Annotated in this window: 13 protein-coding genes; 4 read left to right on the forward strand and 9 right to left on the reverse strand. The window is 57.1% G+C overall.

The window, feature by feature from the left end:
- Window positions 1-94: 94 nt before the first annotated feature.
- The 3 genes from cdaR to dgt form a co-directional block, all read right to left on the reverse strand.
- Window positions 95-1,252 carry a DNA-binding transcriptional regulator CdaR gene (gene cdaR, locus LDK53_RS11750; protein WP_025756814.1) on the reverse strand — a complete coding sequence of 386 codons (1,158 nt, stop codon included), beginning with the start codon at window positions 1,250-1,252 and terminating at the stop codon, window positions 95-97.
- A gap of 146 nt (window positions 1,253-1,398) precedes the next feature.
- Complete coding sequence (gene degP / locus LDK53_RS11755) at window positions 1,399-2,835, reverse strand: serine endoprotease DegP (RefSeq protein WP_225287268.1); 1,437 nt, start codon at window positions 2,833-2,835, stop codon at window positions 1,399-1,401.
- A 131-nt stretch (window positions 2,836-2,966) separates the two neighbouring features.
- Window positions 2,967-4,481, reverse strand: coding sequence for a dGTPase (gene dgt, locus LDK53_RS11760; protein WP_225287269.1), 1,515 nt, complete (start codon window positions 4,479-4,481; stop codon window positions 2,967-2,969).
- 82 nt (window positions 4,482-4,563) lie between these two features.
- Between dgt and mtnN the strand changes: the two genes are divergently transcribed.
- From mtnN to LDK53_RS11775, 3 genes are read left to right on the forward strand one after another with little or no spacing between them, the layout of a single operon-like run.
- Entirely contained in the window at window positions 4,564-5,262 is a 699-nt protein-coding gene (gene mtnN, locus LDK53_RS11765; protein ID WP_025756811.1) for a 5'-methylthioadenosine/S-adenosylhomocysteine nucleosidase, read from the forward strand.
- Window positions 5,255-6,055, forward strand: a complete 801-nt coding sequence (gene btuF / locus LDK53_RS11770; protein WP_225287270.1) for a vitamin B12 ABC transporter substrate-binding protein BtuF — start codon at window positions 5,255-5,257, stop codon at window positions 6,053-6,055. The genes mtnN and btuF overlap by 8 nt, the downstream gene beginning before the upstream one ends.
- A 21-nt stretch (window positions 6,056-6,076) precedes the next feature.
- A complete protein-coding gene (locus tag LDK53_RS11775) occupies window positions 6,077-6,694 on the forward strand; it encodes a TRIC cation channel family protein (RefSeq protein ID WP_128339258.1) in 618 nt (205 codons plus the stop codon).
- Between the two features lie 92 nt (window positions 6,695-6,786).
- Here the strand turns inward: LDK53_RS11775 and erpA are convergent, their stop codons facing one another.
- Both erpA and clcA read right to left on the reverse strand, forming a co-directional pair.
- Complete coding sequence (erpA, locus tag LDK53_RS11780) at window positions 6,787-7,131, reverse strand: iron-sulfur cluster insertion protein ErpA (protein ID WP_008501923.1); 345 nt, start codon at window positions 7,129-7,131, stop codon at window positions 6,787-6,789.
- 85 nt (window positions 7,132-7,216) lie between these two features.
- On the reverse strand, window positions 7,217-8,617 hold the full coding sequence (gene clcA / locus LDK53_RS11785; protein WP_225287271.1) for a H(+)/Cl(-) exchange transporter ClcA: 1,401 nt from the start codon (window positions 8,615-8,617) through the stop codon (window positions 7,217-7,219).
- A gap of 177 nt (window positions 8,618-8,794) precedes the next feature.
- On the opposite strand from clcA, the gene hemL reads away from it, so the two are divergent.
- Entirely contained in the window at window positions 8,795-10,075 is a 1,281-nt protein-coding gene (gene hemL / locus LDK53_RS11790) for a glutamate-1-semialdehyde 2,1-aminomutase (protein ID WP_225287272.1), read from the forward strand.
- Window positions 10,076-10,168: 93 nt separating this feature from the next.
- Here the strand turns inward: hemL and fhuB are convergent, their stop codons facing one another.
- The 4 genes from fhuB to fhuA are packed head-to-tail and all read right to left on the reverse strand — an operon-like array spanning window position 10,169 to window position 16,135.
- Window positions 10,169-12,151 (reverse strand): Fe(3+)-hydroxamate ABC transporter permease FhuB, encoded by a 1,983-nt coding sequence (gene fhuB / locus LDK53_RS11795; RefSeq protein ID WP_225287273.1) that lies wholly within the window; start codon window positions 12,149-12,151, stop codon window positions 10,169-10,171.
- Complete coding sequence (fhuD, locus tag LDK53_RS11800; RefSeq protein ID WP_045285870.1) at window positions 12,148-13,038, reverse strand: Fe(3+)-hydroxamate ABC transporter substrate-binding protein FhuD; 891 nt, start codon at window positions 13,036-13,038, stop codon at window positions 12,148-12,150. Before fhuD ends, fhuB begins: the two co-directional genes overlap by 4 nt.
- The gene (fhuC, locus tag LDK53_RS11805; RefSeq protein WP_045285869.1) at window positions 13,038-13,835 is read right to left on the reverse strand and encodes a Fe3+-hydroxamate ABC transporter ATP-binding protein FhuC; all 798 of its coding nucleotides are present in this window, start codon (window positions 13,833-13,835) and stop codon (window positions 13,038-13,040) included. The genes fhuD and fhuC overlap by 1 nt, the downstream gene beginning before the upstream one ends.
- 50 nt (window positions 13,836-13,885) lie before the next feature.
- Window positions 13,886-16,135 carry a ferrichrome porin FhuA gene (fhuA, locus tag LDK53_RS11810; RefSeq protein WP_025756803.1) on the reverse strand — a complete coding sequence of 750 codons (2,250 nt, stop codon included), beginning with the start codon at window positions 16,133-16,135 and terminating at the stop codon, window positions 13,886-13,888.
- Window positions 16,136-16,158: the final 23 nt, after the last annotated feature.

The raw sequence follows: 16,158 nt of genomic DNA on the forward strand, positions 1-16,158 counted from the left end.
GCCTGATGCCCTCACCCCGGCCCTCTCCCACAGGGAGAGGGAGAAAACCATCATGTAGGCCGGGTAAGGCGAAGCCGCCACCCGGCAAAAAGCATCATCGCTGTTCATCCAGCTGCAACGCCACATACAGCAGCAACCTGTCGTCGAAATTCCCCAGATCTAACCCCGTCAGTTCCGAAATCCGGTTGAGCCGATACTCCAGGGTATTGCGGTGAATAAACAGCGCCTTCGACGTTGCCAGCGGCTGCACGTTATGACGGAACCACGCCTGTAACGTCCGGCGCAGCAGACCGTTATTGTCCATCGCTTTCAGGCGTGCCAACGGGCGCGCCAGCTCGTTGGCCTGCCAGCCGCCACGCAGGCTGTCGAGCAACACCGGCAACATCAGATCCTGATAAAAGTAACTACGGCTTTCCGGCATCCGCTGTTTGCCCACCATCATGGTGGTACGTGCAGTCCGCCACGAGCGGGCGATACTGCCCGGCCCGGTAAAGTAATTTCCCAGTGCAACGCGAAAACGCAGGTGACCATTCTCCTGCATACGCGCAATCAGCTGCTCCACACGACGGCGATGATCTTCCGCATCCCAGCGACCAAACTGATTAAGCGCCGGTTTGAGCACCACCATTTCCGTCAGAGAAACAATCGCCACCAGATTATTGCGTTCCGGCGTCGCCAGCGCATTTTGCAGTTGCTGCAGCTCCGCCATCGCGCTATCCACGCCAAGCTGGCCGCTATCCACCTCAATCACCGCCACCACGCGCGGCTGGTTCAGATCGATCCCCAGACGCTGCGCCCACTCACTGAGTGCAGGCGTATGCTCTTCCGCCTGAATAAGATTCATCACCAGCTCTTCGCGCAGACGGCTGTCCTGCGCCAGCAGGTGCATCAGGCGCGACTGCTCCAGCATCATTTCAGCCGTCATACAGACCAGCTCGCCATATTTTCGCAGAGACTCCGGTTCCCCGGTCAGGCCAATAACGCCAACAATTTCCCCTTCCAGGCGCAGCGGTAAATTAATACCCTGACGAACACCGTGAAGATGTTTCGCTACCGCATCGTCGATATCCACGACCCGCCCCTGGGAAAGCACCAGCAGCGCACCTTCGTGCAATTCCCCAATCCGTTCACGATCGCCGCTACCTATAATGCGCCCACGGGCATCCATTACGTTGATATTGGTATCGATGATGCGCATGGTGCGCGCCACAATATCCTGCGCCATTTTGGTATCAAGATGCCAGCCAGCCATGTAACCCTCCTGTGAGCAGAGCTCAAGCATAGGGGAGTTCCATTAGGGTCGCATTGTGCAGATGCACAAAGCCGGGGTGAGAAGTATGGACTTGTGGAAAGGGTCACAGAAAAGAGAAAGCCCCTGCGTACAGGGGCTTAAGAGGATTACTGCATCAGCAGGTAAATAGAGGTATCACCACGCTGGATATTGAGCGCCAGCACGGAAGGCTTGCTGTCGAGAATTTTGCGCAGTTCCGCGATGTTTTTCACCGGCTGCTGGTTAGCGCCCATGATCACATCGCCTTTCTTGAGGCCGATACGGGCTGCTGGTGAATTCGCCTTCACGTTGTTCACCACCACGCCTTTGTCTGCCCCTTTGTTGCTCATCTCGGCACCTTCAATCCCGCTGAAGATGGTGCTGGAATCAACCTGATTCTGGCTGCTCTGCTGCAGTTCCAGGCTGACGTTAACCGCCTTGCCGTCGCGCAACAGGCCGAGGGTGACTTTACTGCCAATCGGCATGGAACCCACTTCCGCACGCAGGGCGGCAAAGCTGCTGATCGGTTTACCGTTCAGGGAGGTGATCACATCCCCCGCTTTAATGCCCGCTTTTGCGGCAGAGGAGTTCGGCATCACCTGGCTGACGAATGCCCCGCGCTGGGCGTCAACCTTCATCGCCTTCGCCAGTTCGGAGTTCAACTCCGTACCGAGGATACCCAGCTCACCGCGTTTCACCTGGCCATACTGCACCATCTGCGCGGTCAGGTTTTTCACCATGTTACTTGGGATCGCAAAGCCGATACCGATGTTGCCGCCGTCCGGGGCCAGGATCGCGGTGTTGATACCGATCAGTTCACCATTCAGGTTGACCAGCGCGCCGCCGGAGTTACCGCGGTTGATCGCCGCATCCGTCTGGATGAAGTTTTCATAGTTTTCGGCATTAAGGCCACTGCGTCCCAGGGCAGAGACGATACCGGAGGTCACCGTTTCGCCCAGACCGAACGGGTTACCGATTGCGACGGTATAGTCACCCACGCGCAGCGCGTCGGAGTCGGCAATCTTAATCGCCGTCAGGTTTTTCGGATCCTGAATCTGGATCAGCGCGATATCAGAGCGCGGATCTTTACCGACCACTTTAGCGTCGAATTTACGGCCATCGCTGAGCTGAACTTTAATGCTGTTAGCGTTATCAACAACGTGGTTGTTGGTCACGACGTAGCCTTTCGCTGCATCAATAATGACCCCCGAGCCAAGCGCCATGAATTTCTGTTGCTGGCTGCCGCCCTGGCTGTCATCCCCTGCACCACCGCCCTGACAGAACGGAGAGCTCTGGAAAGGTGAACCGTCCTGGCAGAATGGCGAGTTGTCGCCGAAGAACTGCTGGAAGTTACGCGGCATGCGCGGCGTATTGACGGTCGTGCTACCCTCAACGTTAATACTCACCACTGATGGCATCACTTTTTCGAGCATCGGTGCCAGGCTTGGCATCTGCTGCGCGGTTGCTGCCGACGACGCGGTCTCGGCTGCAGTAGCAGTCAGAGGAGACAGCGCTAAACCTAAACTCAGAGCCAGTGCACTCATTGCTAATGTGGTTTTTTTCATGTTTCTCAATCTCGATTTACAGATAACGCAAAATTGCTGTGTAACTCAGATTCATTTTATACCGCTTAGTTCCGGCGATAAGTTTATGGAAAAGGTAAAAATTTATTGGTCGTCTTTACAAAACTCCGGGGTTATTCCACCGCCATGAGCTTGCGGTATTCATCCCAGGCATACAGGTCGGTCATGCCGCTGATATAGTCCTGGATAAGACGGCAGCGATAATAATATTCCATCACCGGCCATTGAGGAGAATGGCGATCCAGCTTGCTCATTGCTTCGACATACGCCAGACGATGACGGGTAGAGAGTTTCTGATAAAGTCGCGATTCAATAGGTATTCGGCGCACGCGCTCGTGTTCCACCAGCTCACTGAACTCGTCGACCGACAGCTGAAGCAACGGGGAATAAATTTCCAGTAACCCACTGATTACCCGGTAGCCCTGCAGCTCTAACTGTTCAACATCCGGATGGCTGAACACATGCCGCATCGCCACATGTTTATAAAGTTCGAGCAGTTGACTGAAACTACTGTCATCTTCCAGCAGCGCATGATTGAATTCCCCGTCGAAAATCAGCGGTAAATTATCAATAAAGCGCGACGCCGCATACGGCACCAGTTTATTTAATGTATTGACCCGCAAATACATAAAGAATTGATCTTCCGTACTGCGGCTTAATGTATTTGAGCGTGATTTTTCCCAGGCATTTTCGACAACCTGCGCAAACAGCGACCCTTTTTCATGTGGCCCCCAGGCCGCATAAAGATGCTGATAAAGTTCCTCGACGCTGAAGATTCTTTTCTCAACGGCGTCTTCCAGATCGGCCACGCAATAGGAAATATCATCCGCGGCTTCCATAATCCAGGTCAATGGAAAGCGGCCGTTTGGCGTCAAAGAGAGTTCTTTACGCAGCCGTTCAATATAGGCCTCTTCAGAAAGGTAATAGCCCGGTTTTTTCATTAAATAACTGTGAGACGCAGGCGGCTCCCCCATCCACCATGCGGGGCGGGTATATTTCAGGATGCAGCCGACCTGGGCCCAGGTCAGGTTCATACGCATCAGTGAATGGACCAGCCGGATGCCCTGGGCGTTACCCTCGAAATGACAGAGATCCTGGCGCACTTTACGCCGCAGATCGTTCAACCCCTCTTCACCTTCACGCAGGCGGAGATCGCGTACGATGCAGCGGTCATCGCTGAGAGGCTGACTGACCGCATCCGAGGGGTATAGCCGTTGTTTAAACCAGTCATTAATTGCCGCCTCACCAAAGTGACCGAAAGGCGGATTGCCGATGTCATGCATCAGGCAGGCCATCTCAACGATGCTCTCGAAGGGTCCCGTCAGTTCGTCCAGACCATAGGTTTCCAGCAAACGCTGTTCTTTCAGGCGGCTCAACACCTCTTTGGCAATATAGCGCCCCACCTGCTGCACTTCCATGGAGTGGGTCAGGCGCGTGCGCACCGCGGCATTACGCTCAAGTGGAAACACCTGGGTCTTTTGCTGCAAACGACGGATGGCGGGCGAATTGATGATCCGTCCGCGATCGCTTTCGAAGATACGCAGGATCTCATGTTCGCTCTTGTCGCCCTGCGGCGAACGGAAACGTCGGTGCCAGTTAATTTTGGTGCGAAAATCGATTGGTGACATGTGCTCCCCCGCCTGAGAATGCGTTTCCCCTTAACCGCATGATAGACTATGCATCTTAACAAGGCACATCGCGAGTAAATCTATGAAAATCGGCATTATTGGTGCAATGGAAGAAGAAGTTACGCTGCTGCGTGACAAAATTGAGAACCGTCAGACACTCTCTCTGGGGGGGTGTGAGATCTACACCGGTCAGCTGAACGGTGTTGACGTGGCTCTGCTGAAATCAGGCATCGGTAAAGTGGCTGCTGCGCTGGGTGCAACCCTGCTGCTTGAGCGCTGCAAGCCGGACGTGATCGTTAATACCGGCTCTGCAGGTGGCCTGGCGCCGACGCTGAAAGTGGGTGATATCGTGGTCTCCGACGAAGCGCGCTACCACGATGCTGACGTGACCGCCTTCGGCTACGAGTACGGCCAGCTCCCGGGGTGTCCGGCAGGATTCAAGGCTGACGACAAACTGATTGCCGCGGCAGAAACCTGCATTGCGGAGCTCAATCTCAACGCGGTACGCGGCCTGATTGTCAGCGGCGATGCGTTTATCAATGGCTCCGTGGGTCTGGCGAAAATCCGCCATAACTTCCCGCAGGCAGTGGCCGTTGAGATGGAAGCGACCGCGATCGCTCACGTTTGCCATAACTTCAGCGTGCCGTTCGTGGTGGTTCGCGCCATCTCTGACGTGGCTGACCAGCAGTCCCACATCAGCTTCGACGAGTTCCTGACCGTTGCGGCAAAACAGTCCACCGTGATGGTGGAACGCCTGGTGCAGACTCTGGCACGTGGCTAAACATAGCATCAGGGCGCTGGCCGCCCTGCTTCTTTTCGCACCGCTGTGGCTCTATGCGGTACCGCGTGTGATTACGCTCTCCCCCGCGAACACGGAACTGGCGTTTGCCGCCGGCATTACCCCCGTTGGCGTGAGCAGCTTTTCCGATTATCCCCCGCAAGCCGCAGGCATTGAACAGGTGGCAACCTGGCAAGGGATGAACCTTGAGCGCATCGTGGCGCTTAAACCGGATCTCGTGCTGGCCTGGCGCGGCGGCAACGCCGAGCGGCAGGTCAACCAGCTGACCTCGCTTGGCATCAGGGTGATGTGGGTTGACGCGGTGAGCATTGAACAAGTCGCGCAGGCGCTACGCGCCCTGGCTCCCTATAGCCCAACCCCCAAAAAGGCGGAAGATGCCGCCAGACAGATGCTCAGCGACTATGCCGCGCTAAAAACCCGCTACGACACGCCCGTGAAAAAGCGCATCTTCCTGCAGTTTGGCAGCCAGCCGCTGTTCACCACCGGAAAGGGATCGATTCAGAACCAGGTACTGGAAGTCTGTGGTGGTGAGAATATTTTTGCGGCCAGCCGCGTACCGTGGCCCCAGGTAAGCCGTGAACAGGTTCTGGCGCGCCAGCCACAGGCTATTGTCGTGGTCGGAAATGCGAGCGAGATTCCTAAAATTGAACAATTCTGGCAAAGGCAGCTAAAAATTCCGGTGATCCCGCTCAACAGCGACTGGTTTGAACGCGCCAGCCCGCGTATTATCCTCGCCGCAAAACAGCTCTGTGCCGCGCTGGCAGAGAGTCACTAACATTCGTTCGAGGATTTAACGATGCTCGTTTATTGGCTGGATATTCTTGGCACAGCCGTTTTTGCTATCTCCGGCGTCCTGCTCGCCGGAAAACTACGCATGGATCCGTTTGGCGTGCTGGTGCTGGGCGTAGTCACCGCCGTGGGAGGTGGGACTATCCGTGATATGGCGCTGGCAAATGGCCCGGTATTTTGGGTAAAAGATCCGACCGATCTGGTGGTGGCGATGGTCACCTGCCTGTTAACCATTGTGCTGGTTCGCCAGCCTCGCCGATTACCGAAATGGATACTGCCGGTACTGGATGCGGTGGGCCTGGCTGTGTTTGTCGGGATCGGCGTAAACAAGGCGTTTAATGCGGGTACCGGCCCGATGGTGGCGATCTGCATGGGCGTTTTAACCGGCGTGGGCGGCGGGATCATACGCGACATTCTGGCGCGTGAAGTGCCGATGATCCTGCGTACTGAAATATACGCAACGGCCTGCATTGCAGGCGGCATTGTTCACGCGACCGCGTATTACACCTTTGCGATCCCACTGGAAAATGCAGCGATGCTGGGAATGGTCGTGACGCTGTTGATACGTTTAGCGGCGATACGCTGGCATCTGAAGCTGCCGACGTTTGCGCTGGATGACAGGTAAACGCAAAACGGTAACCGCAAGGTTACCGTTTTTAGTCTTTTCTCCCTCTCCCTGTGGGAGAGGCCGGGGTGAGGGCATCAGCCCGCACCCTCTTAAATACTGAACGAAGAACCACACCCGCAGGTGCTTGTCGCATTCGGGTTGGTCACCACAAAGCGCGAACCTTCCAGGCCTTCGGTATAATCCACCGAACCGCCCACCAGATATTGCAGGCTCATCGGGTCAACCACCAGTGCGACACCCTGCTTCTCGATTGTCATATCGCCATCATTGACCTGATCGTCAAAGGTAAAACCATACTGGAAGCCGCTGCAGCCGCCACCGGTAATATAGACACGCAGTTTCAGATCCGGATTGTCTTCGTCGGCAATCAGGGTTTTCACTTTGTTGGCTGCTGCTTCGGTAAATTCCAGCGGCACAGCTACATCATCACTCATCTTATGCTCCCATGAATACTGCTACTGCTATTGGGTAAAATTCACCCAATTCTTTATGTCATTATCTAATACCCTGGTAATTCATTCAAGTATTCTGCGTTGCGGCCCGTTCAGCCTCTTGTTTTGCCAGAGTACGCGCAAGGAGGGTGGAGTATAGCGGTTTTCCACCCAGGAATTGGGCTAATAGTGTCGCGCCGAGGCAGGTAATGATCATTGGCAAAATGAGCTGGTAATTGTCCGTCATCTCCAGCACCAGCACGATCCCGGTCAACGGCGCACGCAGGGACGCCGCCAGCAGCGCCCCCATTCCGGCAATCGCAAAGGTGCCAGCTTCCAGATGGTATGCCGGAAAACCGGCCTCGGCCGCCATGCCAAAGGCAGGGCCGAGCAGCGTTCCCAGCGCCAGCATCGGGGCGAATATCCCGCCGGGCGCACCGGAGGAAAAACAGAGCACCGTGGTGATGACACGGGAGATAAACATAAACAGCAGCAGGCCCACGCTGAAGTTCCCCGCAGCCGCAATCGGGATCAGCCCGAACCCGCCGCCGGCGGCGTTCGGTTCAATAAAGCCGAGCACCCCACACATCCCCCCCAGCAGGCCGCCCATAAGTACCCATTTGGTTGTATTCCCACCGTGAATACGCTGGAACATATCCTGAGCGCGTAAAATAAAGGTATTAAACAGCGGGCCCACCACGCCAAAAATCATGCCGAGGATCAGGTAAAGCCACAGCGTATTCACCGGCGCATTGGTCAGTTTCCCCACTTCTATCACCGGGCTTTCGCCATTAAAAATGCGATAAACAATGCTCGACATAATGACGCCGGTAAAGACCGCTTTTATGGAGATAAGGTTGTAGCGGAACTGGGCGCGCATCTCTTCGATGATGAACAAAATCCCCGCCAGCGGCGCGTTGAACGCGGCTGAAAGCCCCGCTGCCGCACCGGTGGCCAGCAGCGTATGGCGCGCTTCCGCGCTGCGCATCCGAAACAGGTCCCCTACCATACGCCCGACGTTCCCGCCCAGCTGTACGGTCGGCCCCTCACGTCCCAGCACCATCCCCGCACCGAGGGTGCCCATACCACCGATAAATTTCACCGGGATCACCCGCCACCAGCGCACCGGGCGTAACTCCTCCAGCGCACCTTCAATTTCCGGGATGCCCGAGCCCCCCGCCTCCTGCGCAAATTTGCGCACCAGAAAATAGCCCACCATGGCAAACAGCGCAGAGAGCCAGAATGCCCCAGCCCAGACCAGCCAGGGGTTATCGGCGAAACCGGCTACGGTTCCCACTCGCCAGTTGAGGACGGCATTCACCGCTTTTTCAAACGCCACACCAACCAGACCCGCGAGGGTACCCACCACGGCAGCGGCGAGCAGGATTGCCAGCGGCGTTTTATCGCGATTAATCAGCCGCCGGATGCTGATACGGTGTTGGGCACGTCTGAACTGCTGTTCTTCGAAAGTGGGGAGGTCTGCTTTCATTACCGTTTCTTTTCGTCATACAAATAGCCGCAGGGATTTTACCAGAGTGCGTCGCATCTTCCCGTGAAAAATACTTAACAATTGTTTAGCCGTGAAAACGGGCAAAAATTTCATTACCTTTCGCGGATCACTTAGAATAATGTGCTTAATCATTTTATACGAACCAGGAACGACGCCATGAGCAAGTCTGAAAACCTCTACAGTGCAGCCCGCGAGCTTATTCCGGGTGGCGTGAACTCACCTGTGCGCGCCTTTACCGGCGTGGGCGGTACGCCGCTGTTTATCGAACGTGCTGACGGCGCGTATCTGTATGATGTCGATGGCAAAGCCTATATCGATTATGTCGGCTCCTGGGGCCCGATGGTGCTGGGCCACAACCACCCGGCTATCCGTAACGCGGTGATCGAAGCCGCACAGCGCGGCCTGAGCTTCGGTGCGCCAACCGAGATGGAAGTGAAAATGGCGGAGCTGGTCACCGAGCTGGTGCCCACCATGGACATGGTGCGTATGGTGAACTCCGGTACCGAAGCGACCATGAGCGCCATCCGCCTGGCGCGTGGCTTCACTGGCCGCGATAAGATCGTCAAATTTGAAGGCTGTTACCATGGTCATGCGGACTGCCTGCTGGTGAAAGCGGGCTCCGGCGCGCTGACCCTCGGCCAGCCAAACTCCCCTGGCGTACCGGCAGATTTCGCCAAACATACTCTGACCTGCACCTACAACGATCTGGCTACCGTTCGCGCGGCGTTCGAGCAGTATCCGCAGGAGATCGCCTGCATTATCGTTGAGCCTGTTGCGGGTAACATGAACTGCATCCCACCGCAGCCTGATTTCCTGCCTGGCCTGCGTGCCCTGTGCGATGAATTTGGCGCCCTGCTGATCATCGACGAAGTGATGACCGGCTTCCGCGTGGCGCTGGCGGGTGCCCAGTCTTATTATGGCGTTGAGCCAGACCTGACCTGTCTTGGCAAAATCATCGGCGGCGGCATGCCGGTCGGGGCATTTGGTGGGCGTAAGGACGTTATGGAAGCCCTGGCACCAACCGGCCCGGTCTACCAGGCAGGCACGCTCTCCGGTAACCCGATTGCGATGGCGGCAGGTTTTGCCTGTCTGAGCGAAGTGGCTCAACCGGGTATTCATGAAACCCTGACTGAGCTGACCACGCAGCTGGCAAACGGACTGCTTGACGCGGCAGAAGAAGCCGGTATTCCGCTGGTTGTGAACCACGTGGGCGGCATGTTCGGGATTTTCTTCACCGATGCGAAAACCGTGACCTGCTATCAGGACGTGGTGAAATGTGACGTCGAACGCTTCAAGCGCTTCTTCCACCTGATGCTGGAAGAAGGCGTCTACCTGGCGCCGTCAGCGTTCGAAGCAGGCTTTATGTCCGTGGCGCACAGCGAAGAAGATATCAATAACACCATCGACGCGGCGCGTAAGGTGTTTGCGAAGCTCTAAGATGAGCGGCTTGATGCCCTCACCCCAACCCTCTCCCACAGGGAGAGGGAGCAAACACTAAAACGGCAATCTAAGGATTGCCGTTTACTTTTATTACCGACTCTGCTTTCTCAACAGATAAATAAAATACGGCGCACCAATGAAGGTCGACAGCAGACCCGCCGGGATCTGATACGGGAACAGCACCATTCTTCCGCACCAGTCCGCAAACACCAGCATGACCCCGCCCGTGAGGGCAGACATCACAATATGCGGCATCGTCCGGCGGAATCCCATCATTCTCGCAATATGCGGCGCCATTAATCCCACAAAACTCAGCGGTCCGATCGTCATGGTGGCCGTCGCCGTCAGGCACGCCGCCAGCAGCAGCAGAGCCACACGCGCTGGCGTCAGCGCCATGCCCACCGCACGCGCGGTTTCACCGCCGAGCGGCAGAATGGTCATCCAGCGACGGCACAGCGGGACCATCGCCAGCAGCACGATCATCACGATCCCGGACCAGACAACCTGGCTGCCGGTAGCACCGTACGTTGAGCCGGAAATCCAGGTCAGGATCTTCGCCATACGCGGGTCACCGCTCGCCTGCAGCATCATCAGCAGCATCGTAAACGCGGTGCTGAGCGCCATCCCGGCCAGCAGCATTCGGTGCGGAGAAAATCCGCCGCGACCGGCAGCGATGAGGATAATCATCAGCGTGGCCGCCGCACCGAGACTACCGGCAGGCATCAGCCAGGCAAACGCATTGCCCGGTACAAAGAACAGCATCAACACCACGCCAAAGGCGGCGCCAGAGCTGATCCCGAGCACTTCCGGGCTCGCCATCGGGTTGCCGGTCAGACGCTGAATGATGCACCCCGCTACCGCCAGCATCACGCCGGCGATCAGCGCAGCGAAGATACGCGGCCAGCGCCACTGCAGCAATTCGTTAAGCAACTCGCCCGTTGCCCAGTGCCAGCCCGCCGCATCGCGCCCGAAAGCGAGCGCAGTAAACGAGGCGATAACCAGCACCGCCAGACCGGCAAGGCTAAACCACAGCACCGACTGACGTTCAGCAGAGACTTTATCGCCCGCATCCATCGCCGGCGCGCTCATGCTGCGCAGACGCGGCAGCAGCCAGAGCAGAAGCGGCGCACCGATAAGCGCCGTGACCGACCCGGTAGAGACTTCCCGCCACACCCGCGCCAGCCAGAGAATCAGCTGATCGGAAAGCCAGAGGATCAGCGCCCCAATCAGCGCGGCCAGCAGCAGACGCGCCAGCAAACGACGCGCTCCGAGCATTTTCGCCAGCAGCGGGGCAAACAGGCCGATAAACCCGATGATGCCAACCGCGTTCACCAGCAGGGCACTCAATACAATCGCCAGTGTCAATGCGGCCAGGCGTGCCAGCGACAGCGCCAGCCCCAGATTACGCGCCACACCATCATCCAGTCCCATCAGCGTGAGTGGACGCAGGAGCAACAGCGTCAGTACGGTGCCGCCGGCCAGCTGTGGCCACAGACGCTGCACGACGCTCCAGTCGGTCTGGGTGAGCGTGCCGGTACTCCACAGGAACATGCTTTGCAGCCGATCGTGATGGAACAACACCAGCAGTTGGTTGATCGCCCCGCAATAGAGGCTCACCACCAGCCCGGCGAGAATCAGCGTCACGGGAGAAAGACGTTTGCCCCAGGCCACGCCAAAGACCAGCGCCCCCACCACGCACGCGCCCGCGAGTGCGGCAAACTGCGAGGCCAGCGCCCCCGGCAGGGACCACAGCGTGATGACCGTGATCCCAAGCTGCGCGCCGGTCGCGACGCCGAGCGTCGTGGGCTCCGCCAGTGGATTACGTAAAACCTGCTGGAACAGAACACCCACCAGCCCCAAACCGGCCCCCACCAGGAGCGAGATCGCCAGACGCGGCAGCAGACTGTAGTGGAACAGCATCTGCTGAATGTTATCGATATCCGGTGCGGCCAGCGCGCCGCCCCACTGTCCACGCGGCAGCGCTGCCGAGAGGTTGAACCAGGTTAATCCCAGCGCGGCGAGGAAAAGTACGGCCAAAAGCAACACCGGGAAGCGGGCGATACGCTTGCTCATGCCTTACCTCCCAGCGCGTTATCCAGCACCCGGGCAAAGTGCATGGCTGACAGCGTCGCGCCGTAGAACCAGACCGCCGGAGCGCGCTGGAAGCGCTGCTCACGCACAAACGGCATCGCCTGCCACAGCGGTGTCGCCATCAGCGTCTGCATGTCACGTTCGTTCCCGTGGTCAAAACAGAGCACATCCACATCACGAAACGCCGCCAGGCGGTCGATACCCACGGCGGTGCTGCCCCAGAACGTCATCTCCCCTTCCCAGGCATTACGGATGCCAAAACTGTCGAGCACTTCCTGGAACAGGCAGTTTTTACCGAAGACCAGCATATGGCGGGCATCCAGCAGCGTCACCATCAGCAGCGGGCGATCGCCCCGGTGCGCAAAACGCGGTTTTAACGTAGCTATCAGGTCATCAAATTCCTGAAGATGCTGTTTGGCCTCGGCCTCGCGATTGAGGAAATGCGCCATCTCGTTAATCGAGTTTTTCGCCACGCTCAGCGGTTTTTTACCGTCGCTGAATGCGAATCCGCGTCCTGGCGCAATGCGTGCCATGACCTCTTCAGATGGACCGTAGCCCGCCGACCAGAACAGGAATGACGGTTTCATCTGGGTGAGCAGCTCGAGGTTTGGTTCGGTACGCAGGCCGACGTCGATCACCGAGTCCGGCAGTTTCGGCTCATTCACCCACAGGGTGTAATTGGGAATATCCGCCACGCCATAGGGCGTAACGCCGAGCGCCATCATCAGCTCGACCGGCAGCCACTCCAGGGCCACAATACGGTGTGGATCGACGGCGGCAGCGCGCGCCGGCGTCATTTTTAACAGCAGCGGTGAGAGCGCCATCGCCGTCAGCAGGCGGCGGCGGCTGATAAGTATGTTATTCAGCATCAGTATACAAAGCTCACCGGCGCAGCCCCGGCCGGGTGAGGCAGAATCCCCATCGGAATACCGTAAATACGTTCCAGCGTTTCACTGCGCATCAGCTCGGACGGCGAGCCCTGTGCAATCATCTCGCCACCACGTAGCGCGACAAGGTAGTCACAATAACGCGCGGCCATATTGATATCATGCAGGACCGCAATCACCGTCAGACCCCGCTGCTGACTTAAGCGATGCACCAGCGCCAGCACGTCGACCTGGTGGGCAATATCCAGCGCGGAGGTCGGCTCGTCGAGCAGCAGGCAGCGGCTGTCCTGCGCCACCAGCATCGCAATCCACGCGCGCTGACGCTCTCCGCCGGAGAGGCTATCCACCAGCCGGTGCGCCAGCGGTTTTAGTCCCACCAGCGCAATCGCCTCTTCCACTTTCTCCCTGTCGGCGACGCCGAAGCGCCCCAGCGCGCCATGCCAGGGATAACGCCCAATGGCCACCAGCTCGCGTACCGTCATCCCTTCCGCCTGCGGCAGCTGCTGCGGCAGATAGGCCACTTTACGCGCGAAGGCTTTACTGCTCCAGCTCTCCAGCGGTTGGTTGTCCAGCAGAATGTCGCCTTCTGAAGGCGGCTGATGACGGCCCAGCATTTTGAGCAGCGTGGATTTACCGGAGCCGTTGTGACCAATCAGGCCCGTGACTTTACCAGCCGGAAACGTCAGAGAGAGCGGATGCAGCAGCGTGCGTCCGGGTACGCGAAAGGAGAGATGGTTGAGCGTAAAGGTGGTGTCGGGTTGCGTTTGATTATCCTGCATATCAGCCAACTTAAATAAAAAGGGCACGGCGAACCGTGCCCAAAGAGCGGTTAGAAGCGGAAGGTCGCGGTGGCAACAACCTGACGTTCAGCACCCCAGAAGCAACCGTAGGTGTTGAAGCAGCTGGCAACGTACTCACGATCGAACAGGTTATTCACGTGCAGCGCCACGTTCGAACCGGCCATACCAACGCGAGCCAGATCGTATCGGACCAGCGCATCGACGACGGTATAGCTGCCCACTTTGAAGGAGTTCGCCGCATCGCCATAGCTTGAACCGGTATAACGCACGCCGGTACCCAACGTCAGGCCGGAAAGCGCGCCATCAAAGAGGGTGTAATCACCCCACAACGATGCCATATGTTTCGGAACCTGTGCAGGCGTGTTGCCTTTGTAATTGGTATCGGTGGTGTATTCCGCATCGGTGTAGGTATAGGAGCCGACAACGTTAACGCTCGCAGACAGTGCCGCTTTCGCTTCCAGCTCTACGCCACGGGCACGGATTTCACCGCCCTCAACCGAGAAGATGGAGCCCGCCGGGTCCGCCATCAGGTTGTTGGTTTTGGTTAACTGGTACAACGCACCGGTGACGACAATCGGACGATCGTCCGGAACGTATTTCACGCCCGCTTCGTACTGCTTGCCTTTAGACGGAGAGAACAGTTTACCCTGAGCATCAGTCTGCGAAGCCGGTTCAAACGATTCGCTGTAGCTAAAGTACGGGGTTACACCGTTATCAAACAGGTAGTTAACACCGCCACGCCAGGTAAACTGGGTGTCATCACGTTTGGACGTGGTATTGAACACACGGTTATAGGACTCCTGATCGGCCCAGTCATAACGGCCGCCCAACGTGACCAGCACTTTATCCCACTGCGCCTGATCCTGAACATAAAGACCAGTCTGCTTCTGGCGGTTCAGGACCTGGTAAGGACCTGAGTTAGCCGGATCTTTTGCACCGAAATCAAAATCGCTGTTCACAGGATGATAAAGATCCAGCAGCGGAACCGAGTCGTCATAACCGAACCAGGAGTTGATGTCATTCCGCATGCGCATAAAGTCAACGCCGGTCAGCAGAATGTGATCCACCTCGCCAGTAGCGAATTTGCTTTGCAGCTGAGTATCAACGGTGAAGTTCTGCAGTTTTTCATTATCGACAACGTATTTACGCGCCAGATAATGCCCTTTATCAGCAGGGGACAGCGCCGCACACTGTTTGTTGCCTGCATTCGCCGGATCGGTGCAGACGCCATAACCGTAAACACTGTTTTGCGAGGTTTTATTCTCGGCAAAGCGCAGGTTCTGGCGCACGGTAAAGGTATCGTTGAATTCGTGGTCGAAGCTATATCCCACCATTTTCTGGTTACGGGAATAGGTATTGTTCTTCGCGCCTTCGTTGAAGTCAGTCGGCAGACGATCGCCGTTTGGCAACGGATCGACCGTCCCCTCTTTCGGTAACCAGCCGTAGTAACCTGTTTCAGGCTCGTTCTGGAAATAAGAGAGGAACGTAAAGGTCGTCTTCTCATCAGGACGCCAGGAGAAAGATGGCGCGATGGCATAACGCTGCTCTTCTGCACGCTCCTGCTGAGCGTTATTAGAGCGCGCTACACCCGTTAAGCGATAAGAGTAAACGCCGTCGTCGTCGATGGCATCACTAAAATCAAACCCGGTCTGGAACAGGCTATCCGTACCTACTTTGAACTGGATCTCTTTCAGCGGCTCGGTGGTTGGGCGCTTACTTACCATATTCAGCAAGCCACCAGGGCTGCTTTTGCCATACAGAACGGAAACCGGACCGCGCATGATCTCGGCGCGCTCCAGCATATAAGGATCGATCACCGCGTCGTTATAGAAGTTCCCCTGCATTTTCATGCCATCGAGGTAGTTATTTTGTGTCTGACCATCGGCCGCAAAGCCACGGATAATCAAATAGTCATAGGTGTTGGATGCACCACGGGTGCCTACCGCAACGCCTGGCGTGTAACTCAGAGCTTCTTTAACCGAGCGCGGCTGATGCAGCGCCATCTCTTCAGCTGTTACTACAGAAATTGACTGCGGTACCTTTTGGATGGGGGTATCCGTTTTGGTCCCGGTCGCGGATTGTCTCGCTGCGATGGTTGCAGCCGGCCCCCAGGCACTCTCCTGTGCCGCTGGTGCTGCGGTTACCGTAATGGTTTCTTCTTTTTTTGGGGTTTCGGCAGCATGTGTATAAGCCGACATGCCGGCAACCGCTGTGGCTACAACGACCGCGATTTTACGCAGCGACGTGTTAATTGGCTGAGCAGTATTGGAAAGCGCCATGGTGTATCTCTGATGGAAAAGTG

This window comes from Enterobacter sp. K16B, assembly GCF_020216105.1.
Classification (GTDB): domain Bacteria; phylum Pseudomonadota; class Gammaproteobacteria; order Enterobacterales; family Enterobacteriaceae; genus Enterobacter; species Enterobacter sichuanensis.

What these genes read in the sequence shown, in the direction of transcription:
- fhuC (WP_045285869.1), bottom strand. Translation starts at nt 13,835, where the DNA reads ATGCAGGATAATCAAACGCAACCCGACACCACCTTTACGCTCAACCAT.
- mtnN (WP_025756811.1), top strand. Translation starts at nt 4,564, where the DNA reads ATGAAAATCGGCATTATTGGTGCAATGGAAGAAGAAGTTACGCTGCTG.
- fhuD (WP_045285870.1), bottom strand. Translation starts at nt 13,038, where the DNA reads ATGCTGAATAACATACTTATCAGCCGCCGCCGCCTGCTGACGGCGATG.
- fhuA (WP_025756803.1), bottom strand. Translation starts at nt 16,135, where the DNA reads ATGGCGCTTTCCAATACTGCTCAGCCAATTAACACGTCGCTGCGTAAA.
- erpA (WP_008501923.1), bottom strand. Translation starts at nt 7,131, where the DNA reads ATGAGTGATGATGTAGCTGTGCCGCTGGAATTTACCGAAGCAGCAGCC.
- dgt (WP_225287269.1), bottom strand. Translation starts at nt 4,481, where the DNA reads ATGTCACCAATCGATTTTCGCACCAAAATTAACTGGCACCGACGTTTC.
- fhuB (WP_225287273.1), bottom strand. Translation starts at nt 12,151, where the DNA reads ATGAGCAAGCGTATCGCCCGCTTCCCGGTGTTGCTTTTGGCCGTACTT.
- cdaR (WP_025756814.1), bottom strand. Translation starts at nt 1,252, where the DNA reads ATGGCTGGCTGGCATCTTGATACCAAAATGGCGCAGGATATTGTGGCG.
- degP (WP_225287268.1), bottom strand. Translation starts at nt 2,835, where the DNA reads ATGAAAAAAACCACATTAGCAATGAGTGCACTGGCTCTGAGTTTAGGT.
- clcA (WP_225287271.1), bottom strand. Translation starts at nt 8,617, where the DNA reads ATGAAAGCAGACCTCCCCACTTTCGAAGAACAGCAGTTCAGACGTGCC.
- LDK53_RS11775 (WP_128339258.1), top strand. Translation starts at nt 6,077, where the DNA reads ATGCTCGTTTATTGGCTGGATATTCTTGGCACAGCCGTTTTTGCTATC.
- hemL (WP_225287272.1), top strand. Translation starts at nt 8,795, where the DNA reads ATGAGCAAGTCTGAAAACCTCTACAGTGCAGCCCGCGAGCTTATTCCG.